The organism is Kitasatospora phosalacinea, from assembly GCF_030268885.1.
GTDB lineage: Bacteria > Actinomycetota > Actinomycetes > Streptomycetales > Streptomycetaceae > Kitasatospora > Kitasatospora phosalacinea_C.
This window is the reverse complement of sequence record NZ_BSSA01000003.1, coordinates 374,001-393,938: the sequence shown is the minus strand read 5'-3', so window position 1 is coordinate 393,938 and position 19,938 is coordinate 374,001. Positions and strand designations below refer to the sequence as shown.

The 19,938-nt window shown below is 72.8% G+C and carries 18 protein-coding genes and 1 riboswitch; of the genes, 3 read left to right on the top strand and 15 right to left on the bottom strand.

The window, feature by feature from the left end; genetic code table 11:
• Positions 1–3: 3 nt before the first annotated feature.
• Positions 4–540, bottom strand: coding sequence for a TIGR00730 family Rossman fold protein (locus tag QSK52_RS07800; RefSeq protein ID WP_285735035.1), 537 nt, complete (start codon positions 538–540; stop codon positions 4–6).
• 224 nt (positions 541–764) lie between these two features.
• Between QSK52_RS07800 and QSK52_RS07795 the strand changes: the two genes are divergently transcribed.
• Positions 765–2,057 carry an LPXTG cell wall anchor domain-containing protein gene (locus QSK52_RS07795; RefSeq protein ID WP_285735033.1) on the top strand — a complete coding sequence of 431 codons (1,293 nt, stop codon included), beginning with the start codon at positions 765–767 and terminating at the stop codon, positions 2,055–2,057.
• An 86-nt stretch (positions 2,058–2,143) separates the two neighbouring features.
• Here the strand turns inward: QSK52_RS07795 and mnmA are convergent, their stop codons facing one another.
• The 4 genes from mnmA to QSK52_RS07775 all read right to left on the bottom strand — a co-directional run bounded on the left by mnmA (position 2,144) and on the right by QSK52_RS07775 (position 6,558).
• The gene (gene mnmA, locus QSK52_RS07790; protein ID WP_285735031.1) at positions 2,144–3,280 is read right to left on the bottom strand and encodes a tRNA 2-thiouridine(34) synthase MnmA; all 1,137 of its coding nucleotides are present in this window, start codon (positions 3,278–3,280) and stop codon (positions 2,144–2,146) included.
• A 41-nt stretch (positions 3,281–3,321) separates the two neighbouring features.
• Positions 3,322–4,728 carry an MFS transporter gene (locus tag QSK52_RS07785; protein ID WP_435053183.1) on the bottom strand — a complete coding sequence of 469 codons (1,407 nt, stop codon included), beginning with the start codon at positions 4,726–4,728 and terminating at the stop codon, positions 3,322–3,324.
• Between the two features lie 109 nt (positions 4,729–4,837).
• A complete protein-coding gene (locus QSK52_RS07780; protein ID WP_285735029.1) occupies positions 4,838–5,323 on the bottom strand; it encodes a MarR family winged helix-turn-helix transcriptional regulator in 486 nt (161 codons plus the stop codon).
• A 53-nt stretch (positions 5,324–5,376) separates the two neighbouring features.
• Positions 5,377–6,558: a cysteine desulfurase family protein gene (locus QSK52_RS07775; protein WP_285735027.1), complete on the bottom strand. Its 1,182-nt coding sequence runs from the start codon at positions 6,556–6,558 to the stop codon at positions 5,377–5,379.
• A gap of 103 nt (positions 6,559–6,661) precedes the next feature.
• On the opposite strand from QSK52_RS07775, the gene QSK52_RS07770 reads away from it, so the two are divergent.
• Positions 6,662–7,483, top strand: coding sequence for an IclR family transcriptional regulator (locus QSK52_RS07770; RefSeq protein WP_285735025.1), 822 nt, complete (start codon positions 6,662–6,664; stop codon positions 7,481–7,483).
• Here QSK52_RS07770 and QSK52_RS07765 read toward each other — a convergent pair.
• The 10 genes from QSK52_RS07765 to QSK52_RS07720 all read right to left on the bottom strand — a co-directional run bounded on the left by QSK52_RS07765 (position 7,419) and on the right by QSK52_RS07720 (position 18,403).
• Complete coding sequence (locus QSK52_RS07765; RefSeq protein ID WP_285735022.1) at positions 7,419–8,078, bottom strand: trimeric intracellular cation channel family protein; 660 nt, start codon at positions 8,076–8,078, stop codon at positions 7,419–7,421. The genes QSK52_RS07770 and QSK52_RS07765 overlap by 65 nt on opposite strands.
• A gap of 45 nt (positions 8,079–8,123) precedes the next feature.
• The gene (locus QSK52_RS07760; RefSeq protein ID WP_285735020.1) at positions 8,124–8,903 is read right to left on the bottom strand and encodes a ferritin-like domain-containing protein; all 780 of its coding nucleotides are present in this window, start codon (positions 8,901–8,903) and stop codon (positions 8,124–8,126) included.
• Between the two features lie 121 nt (positions 8,904–9,024).
• Positions 9,025–9,939, bottom strand: a complete 915-nt coding sequence (locus QSK52_RS07755; RefSeq protein WP_285735018.1) for a DUF6891 domain-containing protein — start codon at positions 9,937–9,939, stop codon at positions 9,025–9,027.
• 97 nt (positions 9,940–10,036) lie between these two features.
• Positions 10,037–11,086 (bottom strand): ABC transporter ATP-binding protein, encoded by a 1,050-nt coding sequence (locus QSK52_RS07750; RefSeq protein WP_285735016.1) that lies wholly within the window; start codon positions 11,084–11,086, stop codon positions 10,037–10,039.
• A 28-nt stretch (positions 11,087–11,114) separates the two neighbouring features.
• Positions 11,115–12,161 (bottom strand): ABC transporter ATP-binding protein, encoded by a 1,047-nt coding sequence (locus QSK52_RS07745; RefSeq protein ID WP_285735014.1) that lies wholly within the window; start codon positions 12,159–12,161, stop codon positions 11,115–11,117.
• A complete protein-coding gene (locus QSK52_RS07740; protein WP_285735011.1) occupies positions 12,158–13,156 on the bottom strand; it encodes an ABC transporter permease in 999 nt (332 codons plus the stop codon). The genes QSK52_RS07745 and QSK52_RS07740 overlap by 4 nt, the downstream gene beginning before the upstream one ends.
• 117 nt (positions 13,157–13,273) lie before the next feature.
• On the bottom strand, positions 13,274–15,058 hold the full coding sequence (locus QSK52_RS07735) for an ABC transporter substrate-binding protein (RefSeq protein WP_285735009.1): 1,785 nt from the start codon (positions 15,056–15,058) through the stop codon (positions 13,274–13,276).
• 28 nt (positions 15,059–15,086) lie between these two features.
• Positions 15,087–16,085 carry an ABC transporter permease gene (locus tag QSK52_RS07730; protein ID WP_285735007.1) on the bottom strand — a complete coding sequence of 333 codons (999 nt, stop codon included), beginning with the start codon at positions 16,083–16,085 and terminating at the stop codon, positions 15,087–15,089.
• Between the two features lie 598 nt (positions 16,086–16,683).
• The gene (locus QSK52_RS07725; RefSeq protein ID WP_285735005.1) at positions 16,684–17,508 is read right to left on the bottom strand and encodes an enhanced serine sensitivity protein SseB C-terminal domain-containing protein; all 825 of its coding nucleotides are present in this window, start codon (positions 17,506–17,508) and stop codon (positions 16,684–16,686) included.
• A gap of 127 nt (positions 17,509–17,635) precedes the next feature.
• Entirely contained in the window at positions 17,636–18,403 is a 768-nt protein-coding gene (locus QSK52_RS07720) for an enhanced serine sensitivity protein SseB (RefSeq protein ID WP_285735003.1), read from the bottom strand.
• A 138-nt stretch (positions 18,404–18,541) separates the two neighbouring features.
• A riboswitch (glycine riboswitch) is annotated at positions 18,542–18,645 on the top strand.
• Positions 18,646–18,796: 151 nt separating this feature from the next.
• Between QSK52_RS07720 and gcvT the strand changes: the two genes are divergently transcribed.
• Positions 18,797–19,915, top strand: coding sequence for a glycine cleavage system aminomethyltransferase GcvT (gene gcvT / locus QSK52_RS07715; protein WP_285735001.1), 1,119 nt, complete (start codon positions 18,797–18,799; stop codon positions 19,913–19,915).
• The last annotated feature ends 23 nt before the right edge of the window (positions 19,916–19,938 follow it).

Here is a 19,938-nt window from a genome sequence, read left to right as displayed (position 1 = left end):
TCCTTACTGGGGCTGGTGGGCGGACAGGTGGGCGAGCGCCTCGGCGGGGGTCCGCACGAAGGTGACCAGCTCGGCGAGCGGACGGGGCAGGAAGCCCTCGGCGTCCATCCGCTCCAGCTGGAGGCGCAGGCCGGTGTAGAAGCCCTCGCTGTCCAGGACCACCACCGGCTTGTCGTGCAGGCCGTGCTTCTTCAGCTCCAGCACCTCGGTGATCTCGTCCAGCGTCCCCACCCCGCCGACCAGCACCACCAGCGCGTCCCCGTGCGCCAGCAGTTCGGCCTTCCGGGTCGGCAGGTCCGGCATGGTCACCAACTCGTCCGCGCCCTCGTACGCCTTGTGCCGCAGGAACTCCACCGAGATCCCGACCAGCCGCCCCCCGGCGGCCTTGACCCCGTCCGCGAGCTCGCCCATCAGCCCGGCGTGCGACCCGCCCCACACCAGCGTGTGCCCGGCCTCGCCGAGCAGCCGGGCGAACTCGGCCGCCGGGGCGGTGTACTTGGCGTCGAGGGGGTTGGCGGAGCAGAAGACCGTGATGTTCATAGTGCCTCCAGTCCTACCACCGCCCCGCGCGCCCGGGTCAAACCGGTTTCGCCGGACCGCCGCGCCCCCGACCGCTCCGCTGCCGCCCGCGCCGCTCCGCCCGGCCGGGCGGGAACGGTCCGAGTGAGGTGCGTCACAACGCCTGACCGTTCTGCGGCGCTTCGTGGCGGATGGCCGTTTCCATCGGTTCGACCGGGGTCGGGCCGCTGGCTACGGTCTGCGCGATGAGATCCCTTCGCACACTTCCCTTGGGTGCGGCCGTCGCCACGCTGGCCGTGTTCCAACTGGGCGCGGCGGGCTACGCCCACGCCGCCGACCCGTCCGACTACGCGTTCTCCATCGAGTGGGGCGGCACCGACACCCACCCGGTCTCCGTGTTCGCCCCCGGCAGCGACGTCGGCTACGGCCTGACGATCGTCAAGGGCGGGTCGATCCCGATGGCGCCCGCCACCGACGGCAACGTGCTCCTGGTGGTCCGCCCCACCGGCGCCGCCCAGCCCGGGCTGCCCACCGGCGTCACCGTGGACTTCCCGTACGGCAACTGCGCCGGCACCGGCGAGCCCGGGGTGTTCCTGTGCGACAACTCGAAGCCGAGCCGTTCGGGCGGCCCCGGGCTGTACGGCCAGGCTTCGGTGAACGTGCACATCGGTGCGAACACCCCCGACCGGACCCGGTACGACCTCGACGCCCTGATCGTGCCGAGCGCCGACACCACCTATGCCAAGGTGCTCGCCGACCAGGCCGGTGGCAAGCGGTTCCCCGCCCAGCGGACCCAGCACATCGAGGTCGAGTCCCAGGAGCGGGTGGCCAAGGACACCGTCGCCTTCGAGACCAAGGACCTCACCGGCGGCGGCACCGTCGTCCAGACGGTCAAGGTGCACGCCGAGGACAGCCCCGACTTCATCCTGTGGACGGAGAGCGGCGATCCGAAGGCGCCCTGGCAGGACTCCGAGGGCCGGCCCGCCAACGCGGTCGACGGCCTGGACCTGGTCGGCCTCACCTCCGACAACGGCGGGAGCTGCCAGGTGCGTCCGGTCGCCGACCAGCACAACTCGGTCGGCGAGCGCCCGATGCTGGCCCAGTGCCGCCTGAATCCGGGTGACAGCACGCTCAAGGCCACCTTCAAGGTCGCGGCCGCGCTGAAGCAGACCGTCAAGCTGAACGGCGACTACCTGGTCTACGCGGACAAGGGCGGCTGGCCCGAGTTCACCCGCAGCGCCACCTTCGCCGTGCGCCCCGCGGCCGCGTCGACCGCCCCCTCGCCGACGGCCAGCGCCTCGCCCACGGCCAGCGCCTCGCCCACGGCCGACGCCACCCCGACCTCCGGCACCTCCGGCACCTCCGGCACCTCCGGCGGCACCGGCACCGGCACCACCTCCACCTCCACCGACCAGGAGCTCGCCACCACCGGCTCCTCCGGCACCGGCTGGTACGCCGGCGCGGGCGCCGCGCTCGTCGTCCTGGGCGCCGGGACGGTGGCCCTCACCCGTCGCAAGCGGCGTTCCGCCCGGGCCTGATCCCGGACACGCCACGGGGCCGTGCCCTCCCCGCCGGGCGACCGGCGGGGAGGGCACGGCCCCGACTGCTTCCCCGTGCTCCTGAACTACTGGACCCCGACGGCCCGCTCGGTGCTCGCGATGGTCGCCGAGCCGACCACCCGGGTGCCGTCGTAGAGCACCACGGCCTGCCCGGGGGCGATGCCGCGGGCGGGGGCGTCGAGCCGGACGTGCAGCTGGTCGTCGCTCAGCACGGCGGTGACCGGCACCTCCTCGCCGTGCGCCCGCAGCTGGGCGGTGTAGCGGCCCTCGCCGGTGGCGGGGGTGCCGCACCAGCGGGGGCGGATGGCGGTGAGGGCGTGCACGTCGAGTCCTTCGACCGGGCCGACGGTGACGGTGTTGTTCACCGGGGAGATGTCGAGGACGTAGCGGGGCTTGCCGTCGGCGGCGGGGCGGCCGAGCCGCAGGCCCTTGCGCTGGCCGATGGTGAAGCCGTACGCGCCGTCGTGCTCGCCGAGCTTGGTGCCGTCGGTGTCGAGGATGTCGCCGGGGGCGGTGCCGAGGCGCTCGGCCAGGAAGCCCTGGGTGTCGCCGTCGGTGATGAAGCAGATGTCGTGGCTGTCGGGCTTCTTGGCGACGGCGAGGCCGCGCCGTTCGGCCTCCGCGCGGATGACGTCCTTGGTGGTGTCGCCGAGCGGGAAGAGCGAGTGGGCGAGCTGTTCGGCGTCGAGCACGCCGAGGACGTACGACTGGTCCTTGGCGGCGTCGACGGCGCGGTGCAGTTCGCGGGTGCCGTCGGGGTGGTCGACGATCCGGGCGTAGTGGCCGGTGCAGACGGCGTCGAAGCCGAGGGCGATCGCCTTGTCGAGCAGCGCGGCGAACTTGATCTTCTCGTTGCAGCGCAGGCACGGGTTGGGGGTGCGCCCGGCGGCGTACTCGGCGACGAAGTCCTCGATCACGTCCTCGCGGAAGCGCTCGGCCAGGTCCCAGACGTAGAACGGGATGCCGATCACGTCGGCGGCGCGGCGGGCGTCCCGGGAGTCCTCCAGGGTGCAGCAGCCGCGGGCGCCGGTGCGGAAGGACTGCGGGTTGCTGGCGAGCGCCAGGTGGACGCCGGTCACCTCGTGGCCCGCTTCGACGGCCCGGGCGGCGGCGACGGCGGAGTCGACGCCGCCGGACATCGCGGCGAGCACGCGCAGGCGGCCGGTGGACGGGGTGGTCGGGGCGCCGGGGAAGTCAGTCATGGTGCCTCCAAGCGTAACGGTGGCGGGCGGCGCCCCGACGGTCAGCCGTGCACCAGGACGGGCGGTTCGGCGTCGGCGGGCGCGGCCGGGCGGCCGGGCCGGGGCAGGGCGAGGGCCAGCAGGAAGGCGGCGGCCAGCAGGGCGGCTCCGGTGCCGAAGGCGAGGTGGAAGCCGCCGGTGCCGCGTCCGGCGGCCAGTGCGGTGAGGACGGCGACGCCGAGCGCGGCGCCGACCTGCTGGGTGGTGTTGAGCAGGCCGGAGAGCAGTCCGGCGTCCTCGGGCCGGGCGTCGGCCATGCCGAGCGCGGTGAGGGCGGTGGCGGCGAGGCCGAACCCGGCGGCGCTGAGCGTGGTGGGGAGCACGTCGGCGGCGTAGTCCAGGTGTCCGGCCGGGAGCCGGGTGAGCAGGCCGATGCCGACGGTGAGCAGGGCCAGACCGAGCAGCAGGGTGCGGCGTTCGCCGAGCCGGGCGATGGTGCGGGCGGCGAGCAGCAGGGAGACGGCGGCGATGGTGAGGGCGGCGGGCAGCATGGCCAGGCCGGTGGCCAGGGCGCTGTAGTGCTGGACCTGCTGGAGGTACAGGGCGAGCAGGATCTGGAAGCCGAACAGGGCGGCCAGCATGAGGAGTTGGATCAGGTTGGCGAGCGCGGTGGTGCGCCGGGCGAGGATCCGCAGCGGGAGCAGCGGGGTGGCGGTGCGGGCCTGTCGGCGCAGGAAGGCGGCGAGCAGGACGAGGGCGGCGGCGCCGGTGGCCAGGGTGCGGGCGGAGGTCCAGCCGGCCGGGCCGCCCTCGACGATGGTGTAGACCCCGAGCATCAGTCCGGCGGTGACCAGGACGGCGCCGGGGGCGTCGGCGCCCGCCTTCAGGCCGGGGCCGCGGTCGTCGGCGAGCAGGCGGCGCCCGGCGAGCAGGGCGGCGGCGCCGATCGGCAGGTTGATGAAGAAGATCCAGTGCCAGCCGAGGCCCTGGGTGAGGACGCCGCCGAGCACCTGGCCGAGCGAGGCGCCCGCGGCGCCGGTGAAGCCGACGGCGCCGAAGGCCCTGGCCCGGTCGGCGGGGTCGGGGAAGAGCGCGACGACCATGCCGAGGCCGACGGCGGAGGCCATCGCCCCGCCCGCGCCCTGGAGGAACCGGGCGGCGATCAGCGTCCCGGCGTTGACGGCGAGGCCGCACAGCACGGAGGCGGCGGTGAAGGCGGCGATCCCGGCGAGGTAGACCCGGCGGCGGCCGAGCAGGTCGCCGAGCCGTCCGGCGAGCAGCAGCAGTCCGCCGAAGGCGACCACGTAGGCGTCCACCACCCAGGCCAGTCCGGCCGGACCGGTGTGCAGGTCGGCCTGGATGGCGGGCAGCGCGACGGTGGTGATGGACCCGTCGAGGATCACCATCAGCATTCCGGCGCACACCACCGCGAGGGCCAGCCAGCGGGCGCGTGACGGGTTCTCGGACACGGTTCTCTCCCTCCCCGGGGGTGCGCGGGCGTGCGCTCCCGATAAGAGAGACCGTAGCAGATAGTTTTGTAATAGACGATCTGGAGCGGGACGGCCTTCGGGGCTAGCCCTACCGGGACCGCCGCGGTCGGCGCACCACGCCGCCCTCGCCGACCATCGGGAACTCCGTCGCCTGCTGCAGCCGGTCCAGCGCGTCCACGAACACCTGCCGCTCCCCCGCCGACAGCTCGCCCAGCGCCTCGCCGTGCACCCGGTCGACGATCACCTCGCCGCGCCGCACCAGCTCCGCACCCGCGGGGGTCACCCGGATCACCTTCACCCGCCGGTCGGTCGCGGACGGGTGGCGCTCGGCCAGGCCATCGCGCTCCAGCTCGTCGGCGGTGACCACCATGGTGGTCTTGTCCAGTCCGGCGATCGCGGCCAGCTGCGACTGGGTGCGCTCGGCCTCCATGGCGTGCACCAGCACGCAGTGCTTGCGCGGGGAGCTGTCGATCTCGGCCAGCGCCAGCGACAGCCGGGTGTTCATGGCGTGCGCGGCCTGGGCCAGCAACCCGGTGAGGTCACGGACGGTGCGCTCGGGCAGGGGTGCGTTCATGTCCCCAGAATACGACCGGAAGCAGAAGGTTCCGCCGTGGAGGAAATCGGGCCTCAGCGGGCGGCGCGCACCAGCCCGGCCCGCCGGGCCCGCTCCACCGCGCCGGGCAGCGCCGCGGCCAGCGCCGCCACGTCGGCGGCGGTGGAGGTGTGGCCCAGCGAGAAGCGCAGCGAGGCCCGGGCCAGCTCCGGGTCGACGCCCATCGCCAGCAGCACGTGGCTGGGCTGCGGGACGCCGGCCGAGCAGGCCGAGCCGGTGGAGCACTCGACGCCCGCCGCGTCCAGCAGCATCAGCAGCGCGTCGCCCTCGCAGCCGGGGAAGGAGAAGTGCGCGTTGGCGGGCAGCCGCCCGTCCGCGCCCGGGTCGCCGTTGAGCACCGCGTCCGGCGCGGCCGAGCGGACCACGGCCAGCAGCTCGTCGCGCAGCGCGCCGACCGCGCCCGCGTACCCGGGCTGCCGCTCGACGGCCAGCGCGGCGGCCACCGCGAACCCGGCCGCGCCCGGCGCGTCCAGCGTGCCGGAGCGCACGTCGCGCTCCTGGCCGCCGCCGTGCAGCAGCGGGACGGGCTTGGCGGAGCGGGCCAGCAGCAGCGCGCCGACCCCGTACGGGCCGCCGACCTTGTGGCCGGTGACGGTGAGCGCGGTCAGCCCGGAGTCGGCGAAGGAGACCGGCACCTGCCCCAGCGCCTGCACCGCGTCGGAGTGCATCGGCACGTCGAACTCGGCGGCGACGGAGGCGAGTTCGCGGATCGGCTGGACGGTGCCGACCTCGTTGTTGGCCCACATCACGGTGACCAGCGCGACCGTCTCCGGGCCGCGCCCGATCGCCGCGCGCAGCGCCTCGGGGTGCACCCGGCCCAGCCCGTCCACCGGCAGGTACTCGACCTCGGCGCCCTCGTGCTCGGCCAGCCAGTGCACCGCGTCCAGCACCGCGTGGTGCTCGACCGGGCTGCACAGCACCCGGCGGCGGGCCGGGTCGGCGTCGTGCCGGGACCAGTACAGGCCCTTGACCGCCAGGTTGTCGGACTCGGTGCCGCCACCGGTGAACACGATCTCGCTGGGCCGGGCGCCCAGCGACTCGCCGAGCGACTCCCGGGACTCCTCGACCACCCGGCGGGCCCGCCGACCGGCGGCGTGCAGGGAGGAGGCGTTGCCGACGGCCCCGAACTGCGCCGTCATCGCGGCGATCGACTCGGGCAGCATCGGGGTGGTGGCGGCGTGGTCGAGGTATGCCATAGCGGGACCCAGTGTAGGCGGCCGAAGAGTCACGATTTGGCCATTGCACCCTCTGCAACGCGCCGTTACCCTTCCGGCCACGCCGATGTGAGAGGGAGGGGACGTGTCCCAGACGGTCGACCGTGCGCTGACCATCCTGGCGTCGCTCGGCGAGGGCCCGGCGTCGCTGGAGCAGGCCGCCGCGAAGATCGGCGTGCACAAGTCCACCGCGCTGCGGCTGCTGCGCACCCTGCAGGAGCACGGCTTCGTCCACCGGCAGTCCGACCAGCGCTACCGGCTCGGCGGCCGGCTGTTCGCGCTCGCCCACCAGGCGCTGGAGGGCATCGACATCCGGCAGGTCGCCGCCCCGTACCTGGCGGTGCTGAACGAGCGCTACGGGCACACCGTGCACCTGTCCGTGCTGGAGGAGGACGAGGTGCTGTACCTCGACAAGGTCGAGGCCAAGTACCCGGACCACGGCCGCAGCTGGCTCGGCGAGGCCAGCCGGATCGGCAAGCGCGCCCCCGCGGTGGCCACCGCGGCGGGCAAGGTGCTGCTGGCCGACCTGCCCGCGGAGAAGCTGGCCGCGTTCCTCGCCGAGGCCGACTTCCCGGCCCGCACCCCGCAGTCGATCCGCGACCCGGAGGAGTTCCGGGCCGAGCTGGCCGAGGTGCGCCGCCGCGGCTGGGCGGTGGACCAGGCCGAGTACCAGGAGTCGGTGAACTGCATCGCCGCCCCGATCGCGGGCACCGAGGGCACCGCCATCGCCGCCTGCTCGATCTCCGCCCCGGTCCGGGTCGCCTCGGTGACCGAGCTGAGCAAGCTGCTGCCGGAGCTGCTCTGCACGGTCGAGGCGATCTCGCTGGCGTACGGCGGCTCCCCTACTCCTCGCTGGTGCGAGAACCGTTGCGGTGCCAAGCACGAGGTGCGCGCCAGCCGTACCTGAGCGCCAGCATCCGCATGGTGAAGGCGACCACGGCGGCCAGCGAGGCGTTCAGCGGGGTCAGCTGCCCGGTGCCGATCAGCACCGCCACCACGGCCGAGCCGACCAGCGCCGGGACGGCGTAGATCTCGCGGTCCCAGCGCAGCAGCGAGGGCGGCTCCATCGCCAGCAGGTCGCGGATCACGCCGCCGCCCGCCGCGGTCAGCATGCCGCAGGCCACCGAGGGGACGGCGCCCAGCCCGTAGGTGTGCGCCTTGATGGTGCCGGTGACGCAGAACAGGCCCAGGCCCGCCGCGTCCAGCACCATCACCGCCCGGGTGATCCGCTCCACCTCGGGGTGCAGGAAGAACACCACCACCCCGGCGACCAGCGGGGTGGGGAAGTACCCGAAGCTGGTGAACGCGGCCACCGGCAGCGCCCCGATCACCAGGTCCCGCAGCACGCCGCCGCCCAGCGCGGTGGCCTCGGCCAGCACGCAGATGCCGAAGATGTCCATGTTCTTGCGGACGGCCATCAGGCCGCCGGACAGCGCGAACACGAAGATGCCGACCAGGTCGAGGACCTGTTGGACGGTGTGCGGGAAGATCTCGGAGGTCACCTGGTCAGTGTGCACACCGGCCTCCCGCGGTCCGCCGCCGGGCGGTCAGGCGAACTGCTCGTGCGGCGCGGGCCCGCCCAGCGCGTTCAGCCGGGCCGGCATCTTCAGCGTGGTCATCCGCCGCCAGCCGCCCGCCCGCTCGTACGCGTACACCGCGTGGATGCCCGCCGCCAGCGCCGCCGACTTCGCCCTCGGCCAGCGCAGCAGCTCCCCCAGGTGCGCCATCACGGCCAGGCTGACGTCCCGGTAGGTGCGGATCTCCGCCCGGGCGGTGGCCTGCAGGGTGTCCAGGATCGCCCGACCGTGCCCGTGGTACGCGAGCCGCAGCAGCTCCTCGTGGCAGAACGCCAGGTGGTTGTCCTCGTCGTTGGAGATCATCCGCACCGCCCGCCCCAGCTCCGGGTGGTCACCGAAGATCCGCTTCAGCATCAGCATCTGCTCGGAGGCCCGCTGCTCGGTGACCCGGCTGTGCGCCAGGTACGTGATCACGTCCTGCTCGGTCAGCGGCTCGTCGCGGCGCAGCCGGGCGTGCGCCAGGCCGATGCCCTGCCGCTCCAGGATCATCGTGTAGTCGGTGTCGTCCGGGACGTCGCGCTCGGTCAGGCCGCGCTTGTGCATCAGCGCCTTGAAGATCCGGCCGTGCTTGTCCTCGTCGGCGCCGTGCCGGGCCACCTTCGGCGCCAGCACCGGGTCGGGCACCAGCCGGGCGATCCGGCCGTTCTCCCAGCCGCCCTGGTCCTCGCCCTTCGCGGCGATCGAGCAGAACAGCCGGAACGCCTGGTCGTCGTCGTGGATCTCCTGGAACAGACTGCGGGCCGACAGCATGGTGACCTACCCCTCGCGCGGGAGCTGGGACATTCCGCTCCAGTCAAGGCACCGCCCCGGCCCCCGGCAACAGCTCGGACCGCGGGCTGCGCCGGACGAAGGACGGCCCGGCCCGCGGGGGCTAGCCGACCAGTCGGCGCCGCCAGTCCAGGCCGGTCACCCGGATCGCCTCGTCCGGCTCCCCGTTCCAGGCGGTCGTCAGGCCCGCTCCGGCCAGCGCCGCGACGACCTCCCGGCCGACGGCGGCGGTGGTCCGCCCGGAACCGTCGAAGCCGCCGTAGTACAGCCACAGGTCCCCGCCCTCGGCGACCGCCGCGGTCGACTGGGCGTGGAAGAAGACGAACCCGCGGGCGCCCGGCGCCGCCTCGTCGCCGATCCCGGCGTAGCCGCAGCTCCCGCAGCAGGCGTAGTCCTCCCGGGCGGTGATCCCGGCCGCGTCCAGCGCCCGGAAGGCCCGGGTGAGCCGCTCCGGGTCGGTCTCGCCGCTCCAGGTGCGCTGCTCGGCGACGCGCTCCCGCCACATCCGGTCGGCCAGCTGCCTGGCCTGCTCCCTGCTGACCGGTCGCTCCTCCCCGTCGACCAGGCACTCCTCGGCGACCTCGGCCGCCTGCGCGAGCGTCGCGTACCCGCCCACCAGCAGCCGTCGCACCTCGGCGACCAGGACCTCCTCGTCCTGCGCCGACAGCTCCAGCGGCGCGGGCTCCGGGTCCGGCCCGAGGTCGAGCCGCTCCCACTCCTCCCCCGCCGCCCAGTCCGCGTCCTGCCGGGCCCACCCGGTCAGCAGCTCGGCGACCCGCTCCAGCTCGGTCACCCGCGCGGCGAAGTGCCGCGACGGCGCGCCGTCCCGGTACTCGACCGTCCAGGCGCCGTCCTGCGGACAGGCCTGCGCATAGGTGTCCGGCAGGTCGGGGACGCGCTGGAGCACCAGGAAGGCGCCCGGCCACTGCCCCATGTCCCGTACCAGGTCACGGAGTTCGTCCTCCGAGACCCGCACCCCGACCCGACCGGACCTGTCCTGCACCGCGATCTCCAGCATGCCCCCACCCTGCCATCCGCCCCTGTCACTCCCGCACGGACGACGAGGTCCGCCCGGCGAAAGGGACCCCCGCCGGACGGACCTCGTGGACGGAGGACTACTCGCCCGCGTTCTCCGGGAAGTGGCAGGCCACCTGGTGCCCGGCCTCGGTGGTGGCGAGCGGCGGCTCCTGGCTCGCGCACACGTCCTGCGCCTTCCAGCAGCGGGTGCGGAAGCGGCAGCCGGACGGCGGGTTGAGCGGGGAGGGGACGTCGCCGGTGAGCAGGATGCGCTCGCGGCGCTCCTTGCGGCGCGGGTCGGGCACCGGCACCGCGGACATCAGCGCGTTGGTGTAGGGGTGCATCGGCCGGGAGTAGAGCGCGTCCCGGTCGGCGATCTCGACCACCTTGCCGAGGTACATGACGGCGACCCGGTCGGAGACGTGCCGGACGACCGAGAGGTCGTGCGCGATGATCAGGTAGGTGAGGCCGAGCTCCTGCTGGAGGTCGTCCAGCAGGTTGACCACCTGGGCCTGGATGGAGACGTCCAGCGCGGAGACCGGTTCGTCGGCCACGATCATCTTGGGGCGCAGGGCCAGTGCGCGGGCGATGCCGATGCGCTGGCGCTGGCCGCCGGAGAACTCGTGCGGGTAGCGGTTGTAGTGCTCGGGGCTGAGGCCGCAGAGCTCCAGCAGGTCCTGGACGGCCCGCTTGACGCCGTGTTCGGTGGCGACCTTCTGGAGGCGGAAGGGCGCGCCGACGATGGTGCCGATGGTGTGCCGGGGGTTCAGCGAGGAGTACGGGTCCTGGAAGATCATCTGGATGTCGCGCCGGTACGGCCGCATCGCCGCGACGCCCAGGTGGGTGATGTCCGCGCCCTCGAACTCGATCGTCCCGCCGGTGGGTTCGTCGAGCCGGGTGACCAGCCGCCCCATGGTGGACTTGCCGCAGCCGGACTCGCCGACCACGCCGAGGGTCTCGCCGGCCCGGACCTCGAAGTCGATGCCGTCGACCGCCCGCACCGCGCCGACCTGGCGCTTCAGCAGCCCCTTGGTGACCGGGAAGTGCCGGGTCAGTCCGGTGACCTTCAACAGGGGTCCGCGGTCGGGCCCGGGCGCCTGGGCGGGCACCTTCGCGAGCTGCGGCACCGCCGCCTGACTGTCCGTCATCGCTGCTCTCCAAATGGGTGGTACGTGCTCACAGCCGGGGCGCGATCTCTTCGGTGAAGATCCGGTGGCGTTCGGCGATCGGCAGGTGGCAGGCGGCGTGGTGCCGGGGCGCGGCCTCGGCGAGCACGGGCACCTCGCTGGTGGAGCGGCCGCCGGTGAGCTCGGCGTACGGGCAGCGCGGGTGGAACGCGCAGCCGGACGGCACGTTGATCAGGCTCGGCGGGGTGCCCTTGACCGGGATCAGCCGGTCCTGGAGCTCCCGGTCGAGGCGGGGCATCGAGCCGAGCAGGCCCCAGGTGTAGGGGTGCTCGGGGGATTCGAAGATGGTGGCGGCGGGGCCGCGCTCGACGGGCTTGCCGCCGTACATGACCAGGATGTCGTCGGCGAGTTCGGCGACCACGCCCAGGTCGTGGGTGATGATGATGACCGCCGAGCCGAACTCCTTCTGCAGGTCGCGGATCAGGTCGAGGATCTGCGCCTGGACGGTGACGTCGAGGGCGGTGGTCGGCTCGTCGGCGATCAGCAGCGAGGGGTCGTTGACCAGCGCCATCGCGATCATGGCGCGCTGGCGCATGCCCCCGGAGAACTCGTGCGGGTAGTTGTCGACCCGCTTGTCGGGCTGCGGGATGCCGACCCGGTCGAGCATCTCGACCGCGCGCTTGCGGGCCTCCTTCTTGGAGGCGCCGGGGTGGTGGGCCCGGTAGCCCTCGACGATCTGGGCGCCGACCGTGTAGTAGGGGTGCATCGCGGTCAGCGGGTCCTGGAAGATCATCGCCATCTTCTGGCCGCGGAGCTTGCGCACCCGGTCGGGGCCGGCCGCGACCAGGTCCTCGCCGTCCAGCCAGATCTCGCCGGAGATCCGCGGGGCGCCGCGCTTGGTGCCGGTGCGGTGCAGGCCCATGATCGACAGCGAGGTGACGGACTTCCCGGAGCCGGACTCGCCGACGATGCCGAGCGTCCTGCCCCGCTCCAGGTCGAAGCTCAGTCCGTTGACGGACTTGACCAGTCCGTCGTCGGTGGGGAAGTGCACCTTCAGGTCGCGAACGGAGAGGAAAGGCTTGTCGGTGTTGCTCATGTCAGCCTCACCCGGGGGTCGACGACGGCGTACAGCAGGTCAACCACGAGGTTGGCCATGACGATGAAGAAGGCGGCGAACAGGGTCACGCCCATGATCACCGGGAGGTCGCTGGACTGGATCGAGGTGACCGCCTCGTAGCCGAGCCCGCGCAGGTTGAAGGTCTTCTCGGTGAGCACGGCGCCGCCGAGCAGACCGCCGAGGTCCATGCCGAAGATGGTCAGGATCGGGGTCAGCGTGGAGCGCATGGCGTGCTTGCCGATGACCACCGGCTCCTTGAGGCCCTTGGCCCGCGCGGTGCGGATGTAGTCCTCGCCGAGGACGTCCAGCAGGGTGGCCCGGCTGAGCCGGGCGTAGGTGGCGGCGTACAGGAACGCCAGGGTCACCCAGGGCAGCACCAGCCCCTCGAACCAGGCGACCGGGTCGTCGGCGAGGTCGGTGTAGTTGATGGGGAACCAGCCGAGTTGGTGACCGAAGACGGCGAGCGCGACCAGGCCGGTGAAGTACATCGGCAGCGAGACGCCGGCCAGCGCGACGGTCATGGTGAGGCGGTCCAGCGCGGTGCCGCGGCGCAGCGCGGAGACGACGCCGGTGGCGGTGCCGAAGACCAGCCAGAGCACGCAGGCGCCGGCGGCGAGCGAGAAGTCCACGCCGACCCGGTTGAGCAGGAGCGGCCAGACCTCCCGCTCGGTCTTGAACGAGTAGCCCAGGCAGGGGGCCGCGCAGTGGGTCATGTCGGTGCCGGCGTTGTAGTCGCGGCCGACGAACACGCCCTTCAGGAAGAGCCAGAACTGTTCGATGATCGACTTGTCGAGGCCCATCTTGTGGCGGATGCCCTCGACGGCCACCTTGTCCGCGATCTTGCCCACGTAGAGCATCGCGGGGTCGGTCCCGGTGAGTTTCGGCACCATGAAGAAGATGCCGAAGGTCACCGCGGCGACCACCAACAGCATGAAGACGACGTTGACCAGTCGCCTGAAGAGATACACGAGCACTGCGGTCGGCCCTGCCGCGGGCCGGCCGGGTCCCCCGGTGGGGGGCGTCCCGGCCGGCCCGGGCAGGGCCTTCACCTGCCCTTCGGACTAGCGGTGAGAACTAAGGGGCGGGCCAGGTCACTTGCCGTCGGAGACGCCGAGCGCCTGGAAGTCCACCTCGCCGAAGGCGTCGGAGATGTAGACGTTGGTCAGGCGCGGGTTGCGCCAGTTGAGGGCCTTGTCGGCGACCATCGGCAGGTAGTAGGCGCCGTCGACGACCTTGTGGTTGATCTTCTTGTAGAGCTCGGCGGCCTTGGCCGGGTCGGTCGACTGGGCGGCCTCGTCGAACCAGCCGTTGATCTCCGGGTCGTTGATCTCGGCGTAGTTGTTGTTGCCGTTCTGGGTGATGAAGCGGCCGTCGACCAGCGGCTGCAGGTAGCCGGAGCCGGTCGGGTAGTCGGCGCCCCAGCCCATCACGATCAGGCCGTAGCCCTTGGACTTGACCACGTCGGGCGCGCCGATGACCGAGGAGATCAGCTTGCCGTCGTACTGGTCGACGGTGACGTCGATGTTGACCGCCTTGAGCGCGGTCTGCAGGGCCACCGCGGAGTTGACCTCCTTCGGCTTGTTGCCGCGCACCGCGATGGTGGTCTTGAAGCCCTCCGGCTTGCCGCAGGCCTTCAGCTCCTCCTTGGCCTTGTCCAGGTTCGGCTTGCCCTTGGTCAGGCCGAACGGGTCGTAGTCGTCGGAGCCGAGGATGTTCGGGGGCAGCATCGAGCCGTACAGCGAACCGGCCACCGAGCCGCCGCGGGCGGTCTGCAGGGCGGTGGTGTCGGCCGCGTACAGCACCGCGTTGCGGCAGTGCTGGTTGTCGAACGGGGCGACCGACGGGGCCATCGTGACGTACCGGATGAAGCCGTTGTACGGGTCGTCGGTGTTGGCCTTGAGCGCCGGGTCCTGCAGCACCTTGACCTGGGCGGCCTGCGACAGGCCGGTCTGGGCCCAGTCGAGGTCGGCGGTGTTCGCCAGCAGGCGGGCGTCCATGTCGTCGGCGTTGGTGGTGACGGTCAGCTTGACGACGTCCGGCAGCGCCTTGCGGAACGGGTCGGAGGCCGGGTCCCAGTTCTCGTTGCGGACCAGCTCGTAGCCCTTGCCCGGCTCGACCGACTTGAACTTGTACGGGCCGGAGGAGACCGGCTTGTCGCCGTACTTGGAGCCGGTGTCCAGCTTCTGCGGGACGGGGGCGGCGGAGCCCATGGCCAGCAGGAACGGGAAGTCCGAGTTCGGCTTGGCCAGGTGGAAGACGATCGTGGTGTCGTCCGGGGTCTCCACCGTCTTGAGGCCGAGCTTGTTCGGGTCGGAGTCGGTGTAGGGGCCCTTGTAGTCCTGGCCCTGGTCCAGCTCGTTGATCAGGTAGGTCGGGCCGCCGGAGACGACGTCCTGCGCGAAGATGCGCTCGATGCCGTACTTGATGTCCTTCGAGGTGATGACCGAGCCGTCCTCGAACTTCAGGCCGGGCTTGAGCTTGAAGGTGTAGGTCTTGCCGTCGGCGGAGATCTCCGGCTGGGCGGAGGCCAGGTCGGGGACGAGCTTCAGGCCGTCCTTGCCGGGCTTGGCGTCGAAGGCGAGCAGGGTGCGGGTGTAGAAGCGCTCGTAGTTCCACACCGAGGCGTAGTACGCGCGACCGGGGTCGAGCGAGTCCACGTCGGTGGTGGTCCACATCTCCAGGGTCCCGCCCTTCTTGGTGGACGGGTTCACCACCTTGTCGGCCGCCGCGTTGAAGCCCGCCGCCGCACCGGCCTTGCCGGAGGCGTTGTCGCTCCCGCCGTTGCTGCCGCCGCCCTTGCTGCCGCCGCAGGCGGCCGTGGTGAGGGCGAGGGTGGCCACCAGCGCGGCGGCCGCGAGCGTCCTGTTTCGCTTCATGGGTTGGGGAACCTCCAGAGTTGCGGGCTCAGTTGCCCTTGGGGTCGAGAGCGTCACGCAGGCCGTCACCGAAGAGGTTGAAGGCGAGCACGGTGATGAAGATGGCGAGACCGGGGACCACCATGTACGTGGGGTCCGCCTGGTAGATCCCGACCGCGTCCGAGAGCATCTGCCCCCAGGACGGGGTGGGCGGCCGGACGCCGGCCCCGAGGAAGCTGAGCGCCGCCTCGTTCAGGATGTTGGTGGGGATGATCAGGGTCGCGTAGACCAGGATCGGCGCCGTCAGGTTGGGCAGCAGCTCGCGGAAGAGGATGTGCGCACGCCCCGCACCGAGGCTGCGGGCGGCGTCCACGAACTCGCGTTCGCGCAGCGACATGGCCTGGCCGCGGACGATGCGCCCGATGTACGGCCAGCCGAAGAAGCCGATCACGGTCACCAGGACCGCCACCCGCACGCCGGTGTCGCCCAGGCCGAGCAGCTTGTTGGGCATCACCGAGACCAGCGCGATGCTGAACAGCAGCTGCGGGAAGGCCAGCAGGACGTCCATGACCCGGCTGATGGCCGAGTCCACCCAGCCGCCGAAGTACCCGGCCATGATGCCCATCACGACGCCGATGCAGACCGACAGCGCGGCGGCGAGGAAGGCCACCAGCAGCGAGATCTGCGCGCCGTAGACGATCCGGGAGAACACGTCGCGGCCGAAGGTCGGGTCGACGCCGAGCAGGAAGTCGCCGCTGATGCCGCCGAACGCGCCCTTGGGCAGGCCCAGGTCGGGGTTGATCTGGTCCGGGTGCGGCTCGTCGACCGGGTGTCCGAACAGCGCGGTCAGCACCGGGGCGAAGACCGCCGCCAGGATCAGCAGCACCACGACGGCGCCGCCGGCCAGCGCGACCTTGTCGCGCTTGAGCCGGCTCCAGGCGATGCGGCCCGGCGAGCGGCCCTCGATCTTCTTGGGCGGCTCGGGAGTTGACGCGCCATCAGGCTGCGCCCCGGACGCCGGACCCGAGGTCTCGATGGGTGTGGTCATGAGTCAGTTCGTTCCCCTCGCCGACGGTGGCCGGCCCACGGAGTCGCGTGCGGTGCGGAGGTGCAGAGCGGTTCGGTGGTGCCGGGTGCCGATGCGGCGGTGCAGAAGTGCGTTGAGCAAGCAGGGCGTTGCTGGTGGTGCCGGGTTCCTCCGGGCAACCCTCCGGTCGGGGGGCGCCCGGCACGGTGGCGGTCCCGGGCGGGACGCCTCCGACGTGCACGTGCGGCCGCACGAGATGCGCATCGTGCGGTTCATGCTCTGGCGGGGTCGCGTTCACCTTCGTGAGGCTCTGCTCGCACCCCGCATTGCGCAGCACTCTCTGTCATGGGAAGTGCCCGACGGAAGACCTCCATGCCGAAGGATGCCCAACTGTGATCTGTCCGCATGCACTTCCGTTGCGCACGCATATCGCTCTTCACACAGCTGTTACGCGTCCGTCAAGGGGCACACTGACGACACCCCGCCACTGGCGGGAAAACGCCAGTTGGCGCCGGGGGTTGCGCGCGTAGATCACGAGTGGGCAAGGGGAGGCAAAAAACCCCCGCCGACCCTGGGAAGGATCGGAACGGGGGTTTCTCGGGAGTGCGTCAGGGTAGGTTCAACGGCTCGGGTAGCCCGGCCAGGGGGCCTGCGGCCAGCCCTGGGCGGGCCCGGCGGGTGGTTGCGCTCCGTAACCGAAGCCGGTCGGGTGGGCCTGCGGGGCGCCCTGCCGGTCGAAGAACGGGCGGGCGTTGGCCCACATCCACATCGCCACCGGGTCGTACTCGTCCGCCATCATCACGGTGGACACCCCGGGCCCCTCGGGCGCCTGCGCGGCGGCCCGCTGCACCAGCGCCCGGGCCGCCTCCACCGACGGCGGGGAGGCGTCGTACAGGTCGAGCCCGATCGCCAGGTACGCCTCGCCCAGCACCGGCTGCACCCAGGCCCGCCGCAGCGAGCGCAGCGGGCGCACCTCGCCCGCCTGCTGCTCCAGCACGGCGAAGAACGGGGAGGCCTGCACGGCGGGTTCGGAGATCCGCAGCGGGCCGGCCGGCAGCCGGTCCAGGCCGAGCGCGATCCGCCGCAGGTCGGCCCAGGGCACGCCTACGCCGCCGCCGGGGCGGTGCGGGTCGAGCCACAGGCCCCAGCGCGTCCGGTACAGCGCGGCGGCGATCTCCGGGCCGGAGACCACCTCGTGGGCCCGCGTCCAACCGCTGGCCGCCAGCTGGGCCGGGGAGGTGGCGCAGGGCGCGTAACCGTGCCCGCCGACGTCCATGTTCCCGTACTGGGCGTCCGGGCTGCCGGGGCTGCCGTGCCACAGCAGCATCCAGACCTGCCCGCCGGCCAGTGCGCGCAGCAGGCCCTCGTACGCCTCCCAGCGCTCCGGTGCGACTGCTGCGAGGGCGTGCTCGACCGCCCCCGGGTCGCCGGCTGCTCCCGTCACGTCGCCGCCCTACTCTCTCGTCCGCTCGCCACCGCGCTCCGGTGTGCCGGGGCAACCCTATGGGGCGCACCCGACGGCCGTCATGCCGCCGTACCGCGTGCGGCCGAGGAGCGGGCGCGAGCGGCCGTCACGGGCGCACGTAGAAGGGCTGCACCCGCCCCAGCAGCCAGTCCACCACCGGATCGGCCACCAGGTCGAGCAGCACCAGGTGGACGCCCCAGGCGGGCGGCGCGGTTCCCAGCGCCCGGCCCAGCGCGGTGTTCACCTCGACCGGGTCGGCGGGGGCCACCGGGTCGAGCTGGACGCCGACGTACAGCAGGGTCGGCTCGCCCTCCACCCGGGCCAGTGCCCGGCGGGCCGTCAACACCCCCGGCAGTGCGACGAGTTCGGTGGTCGCGGCGGCCAGGAAGGCGAACGGCTCCTGGTGCGGCTCGGGCTCCTTGAGCGCGACCCGGGCGCCCTCGGTGACGCCCTGCGCCTCCCACTCCTCGCCGCGCGGCCCGCGCCGCAGCTCGCCGACGCCCTCCGGCGGCACCGGGATGCCCACCGGCGCCTCCGGGTTGACCGCGATGCCGATGCCCAGCGGCAGCCCGCGGGCGAACTCCCACATCGGGGCGATCGCGAACGGGATGCCCGGGCAGTGCTGCAGGTACTGCTCCTGCGAGGAGTACACCGGCACGTACGGCGCCCCGGCCAGCTCCAGCGTCGGCAGGTCGAGCGCCTCGGCGTCCGGGGTGGTGCCGGAGGGCAGCGGGATCCACACCTGGCTGCGGGCCAGCACCTCGATCACCCGGGGCGTCGCGCCCGGGTCGCCGAGCGCGGCGGTCAGCACCCGCTCCAGCTCGTTGACCGGCCAGGCCCCGCCCTCCGGAACCCCACCCAGCGGGAACCCCATGTCGCCCCTCCACGTCCGCAGTTGCGATCAGGTTAGCGGCGCGCGGGGGCACCCCGGTGCGCCGGCCGTCGGCCCCCTCTCCCACGAGCGGGCCCCGGCATGCCATGATGGGCCCGCCCAAACTTCATACCGGCCGCTCGAACCCGCGCGGGAGAGCCGGAACGGCCTGCTCAGGCCGCAACCGGCGCCGAAGGAGCAAGTCCTCCCCGGAATCTCTCAGGCACCCCTACCGCCCGGGCTAGGCAGATCTGGAAAGTGGACACGGCCGCGCCGTGCGCCCACCCACGGTGCAAGCCGCCATCCTGTTCAGGAGGCGGCGAAGCTCTCAGGTTCGACGACAGATGGGGGAGATTCGCCCCAGCCTGCCCGTTTCCAGATCCCGGGAGTCCCGTCGTGTCCCTCCGCCTGACCGCGCTCGACGCGCTGCACCGCTCGCTCGGCGCCACCATGACCGACTTCGCGGGCTGGGACATGCCGCTGCGCTACGGCAGCGAGCGCGAGGAGCACCTCGCCGTCCGCACCCGGGCCGGCCTGTTCGACCTCTCGCACATGGGCGAGATCACCGTCTCCGGCCCGCAGGCGGGCGAGCTGCTCGACCACGCCCTGGTCGGCTTCATCTCCGCGCTCGGCGTGCTGCGCGCCCGCTACACCATGATCTGCCGCGAGGACGGCGGCATCCTGGACGACCTGATCGTCTACCGCACCGCCGAGGACGAGTACCTGGTGGTCGCCAACGCCTCCAACGCCCAGGTCGTGCTGGACGCGCTGACCGAGCGCGCGGCCGGCTTCGACGCCACCGTCCGCGACGACCGCGACGCCTACGCGCTGCTCGCCGTCCAGGGCCCGGAGGCGAACGGCATCCTGGCCAAGCTGACCGACGCCGACCTGCCCGGCCTCAAGTACTACGCCCTGCTGCCCGCCACGGTGGCCGGCCGCGAGGTCTGGCTGGCCCGCACCGGCTACACCGGCGAGGACGGCTTCGAGGTGTTCTGCGCCCCCGCCGACGCCGAGCACCTGTGGACGGCGCTGACCGAGGCGGGCACCGCCGAGGGCCTCGTCCCGTGCGGCCTGTCCTGCCGCGACACGCTGCGCCTGGAGGCGGGCATGCCGCTGTACGGGCACGAGTTGTCGACCGAGCTGACCCCGTTCGACGCGGGCCTGGGCCGGGTGGTGCGCTTCGACAAGACCACCAACGGCGGCGAGTTCGTCGGCCGCAAGGCGCTGGAGGAGGCCGCGGCGCAGGCCGAATCCAACCCGCCGCGCAAGCTGGTCGGCCTGGTCTCCGAGGGCAAGCGCGTCCCGCGCGCCGAGTACGCGGTGGTGGACGCCGAGGGCACCGTGATCGGCCGGATCACCTCCGGCGCGCCGTCCCCGACCCTGGGCAAGCCGATCGCCATCGCCTACGTGGACGCCGCCCACGCCGAGCCCGGCACCGCCGTCGCGGTGGACGTCCGCGGCAGGGCCGAGCCGGTCGAGGTCGTCGCGCTGCCGTTCTACAAGCGCGCCCGCTGACCCCCGCCGCACCCCCGAGCAGT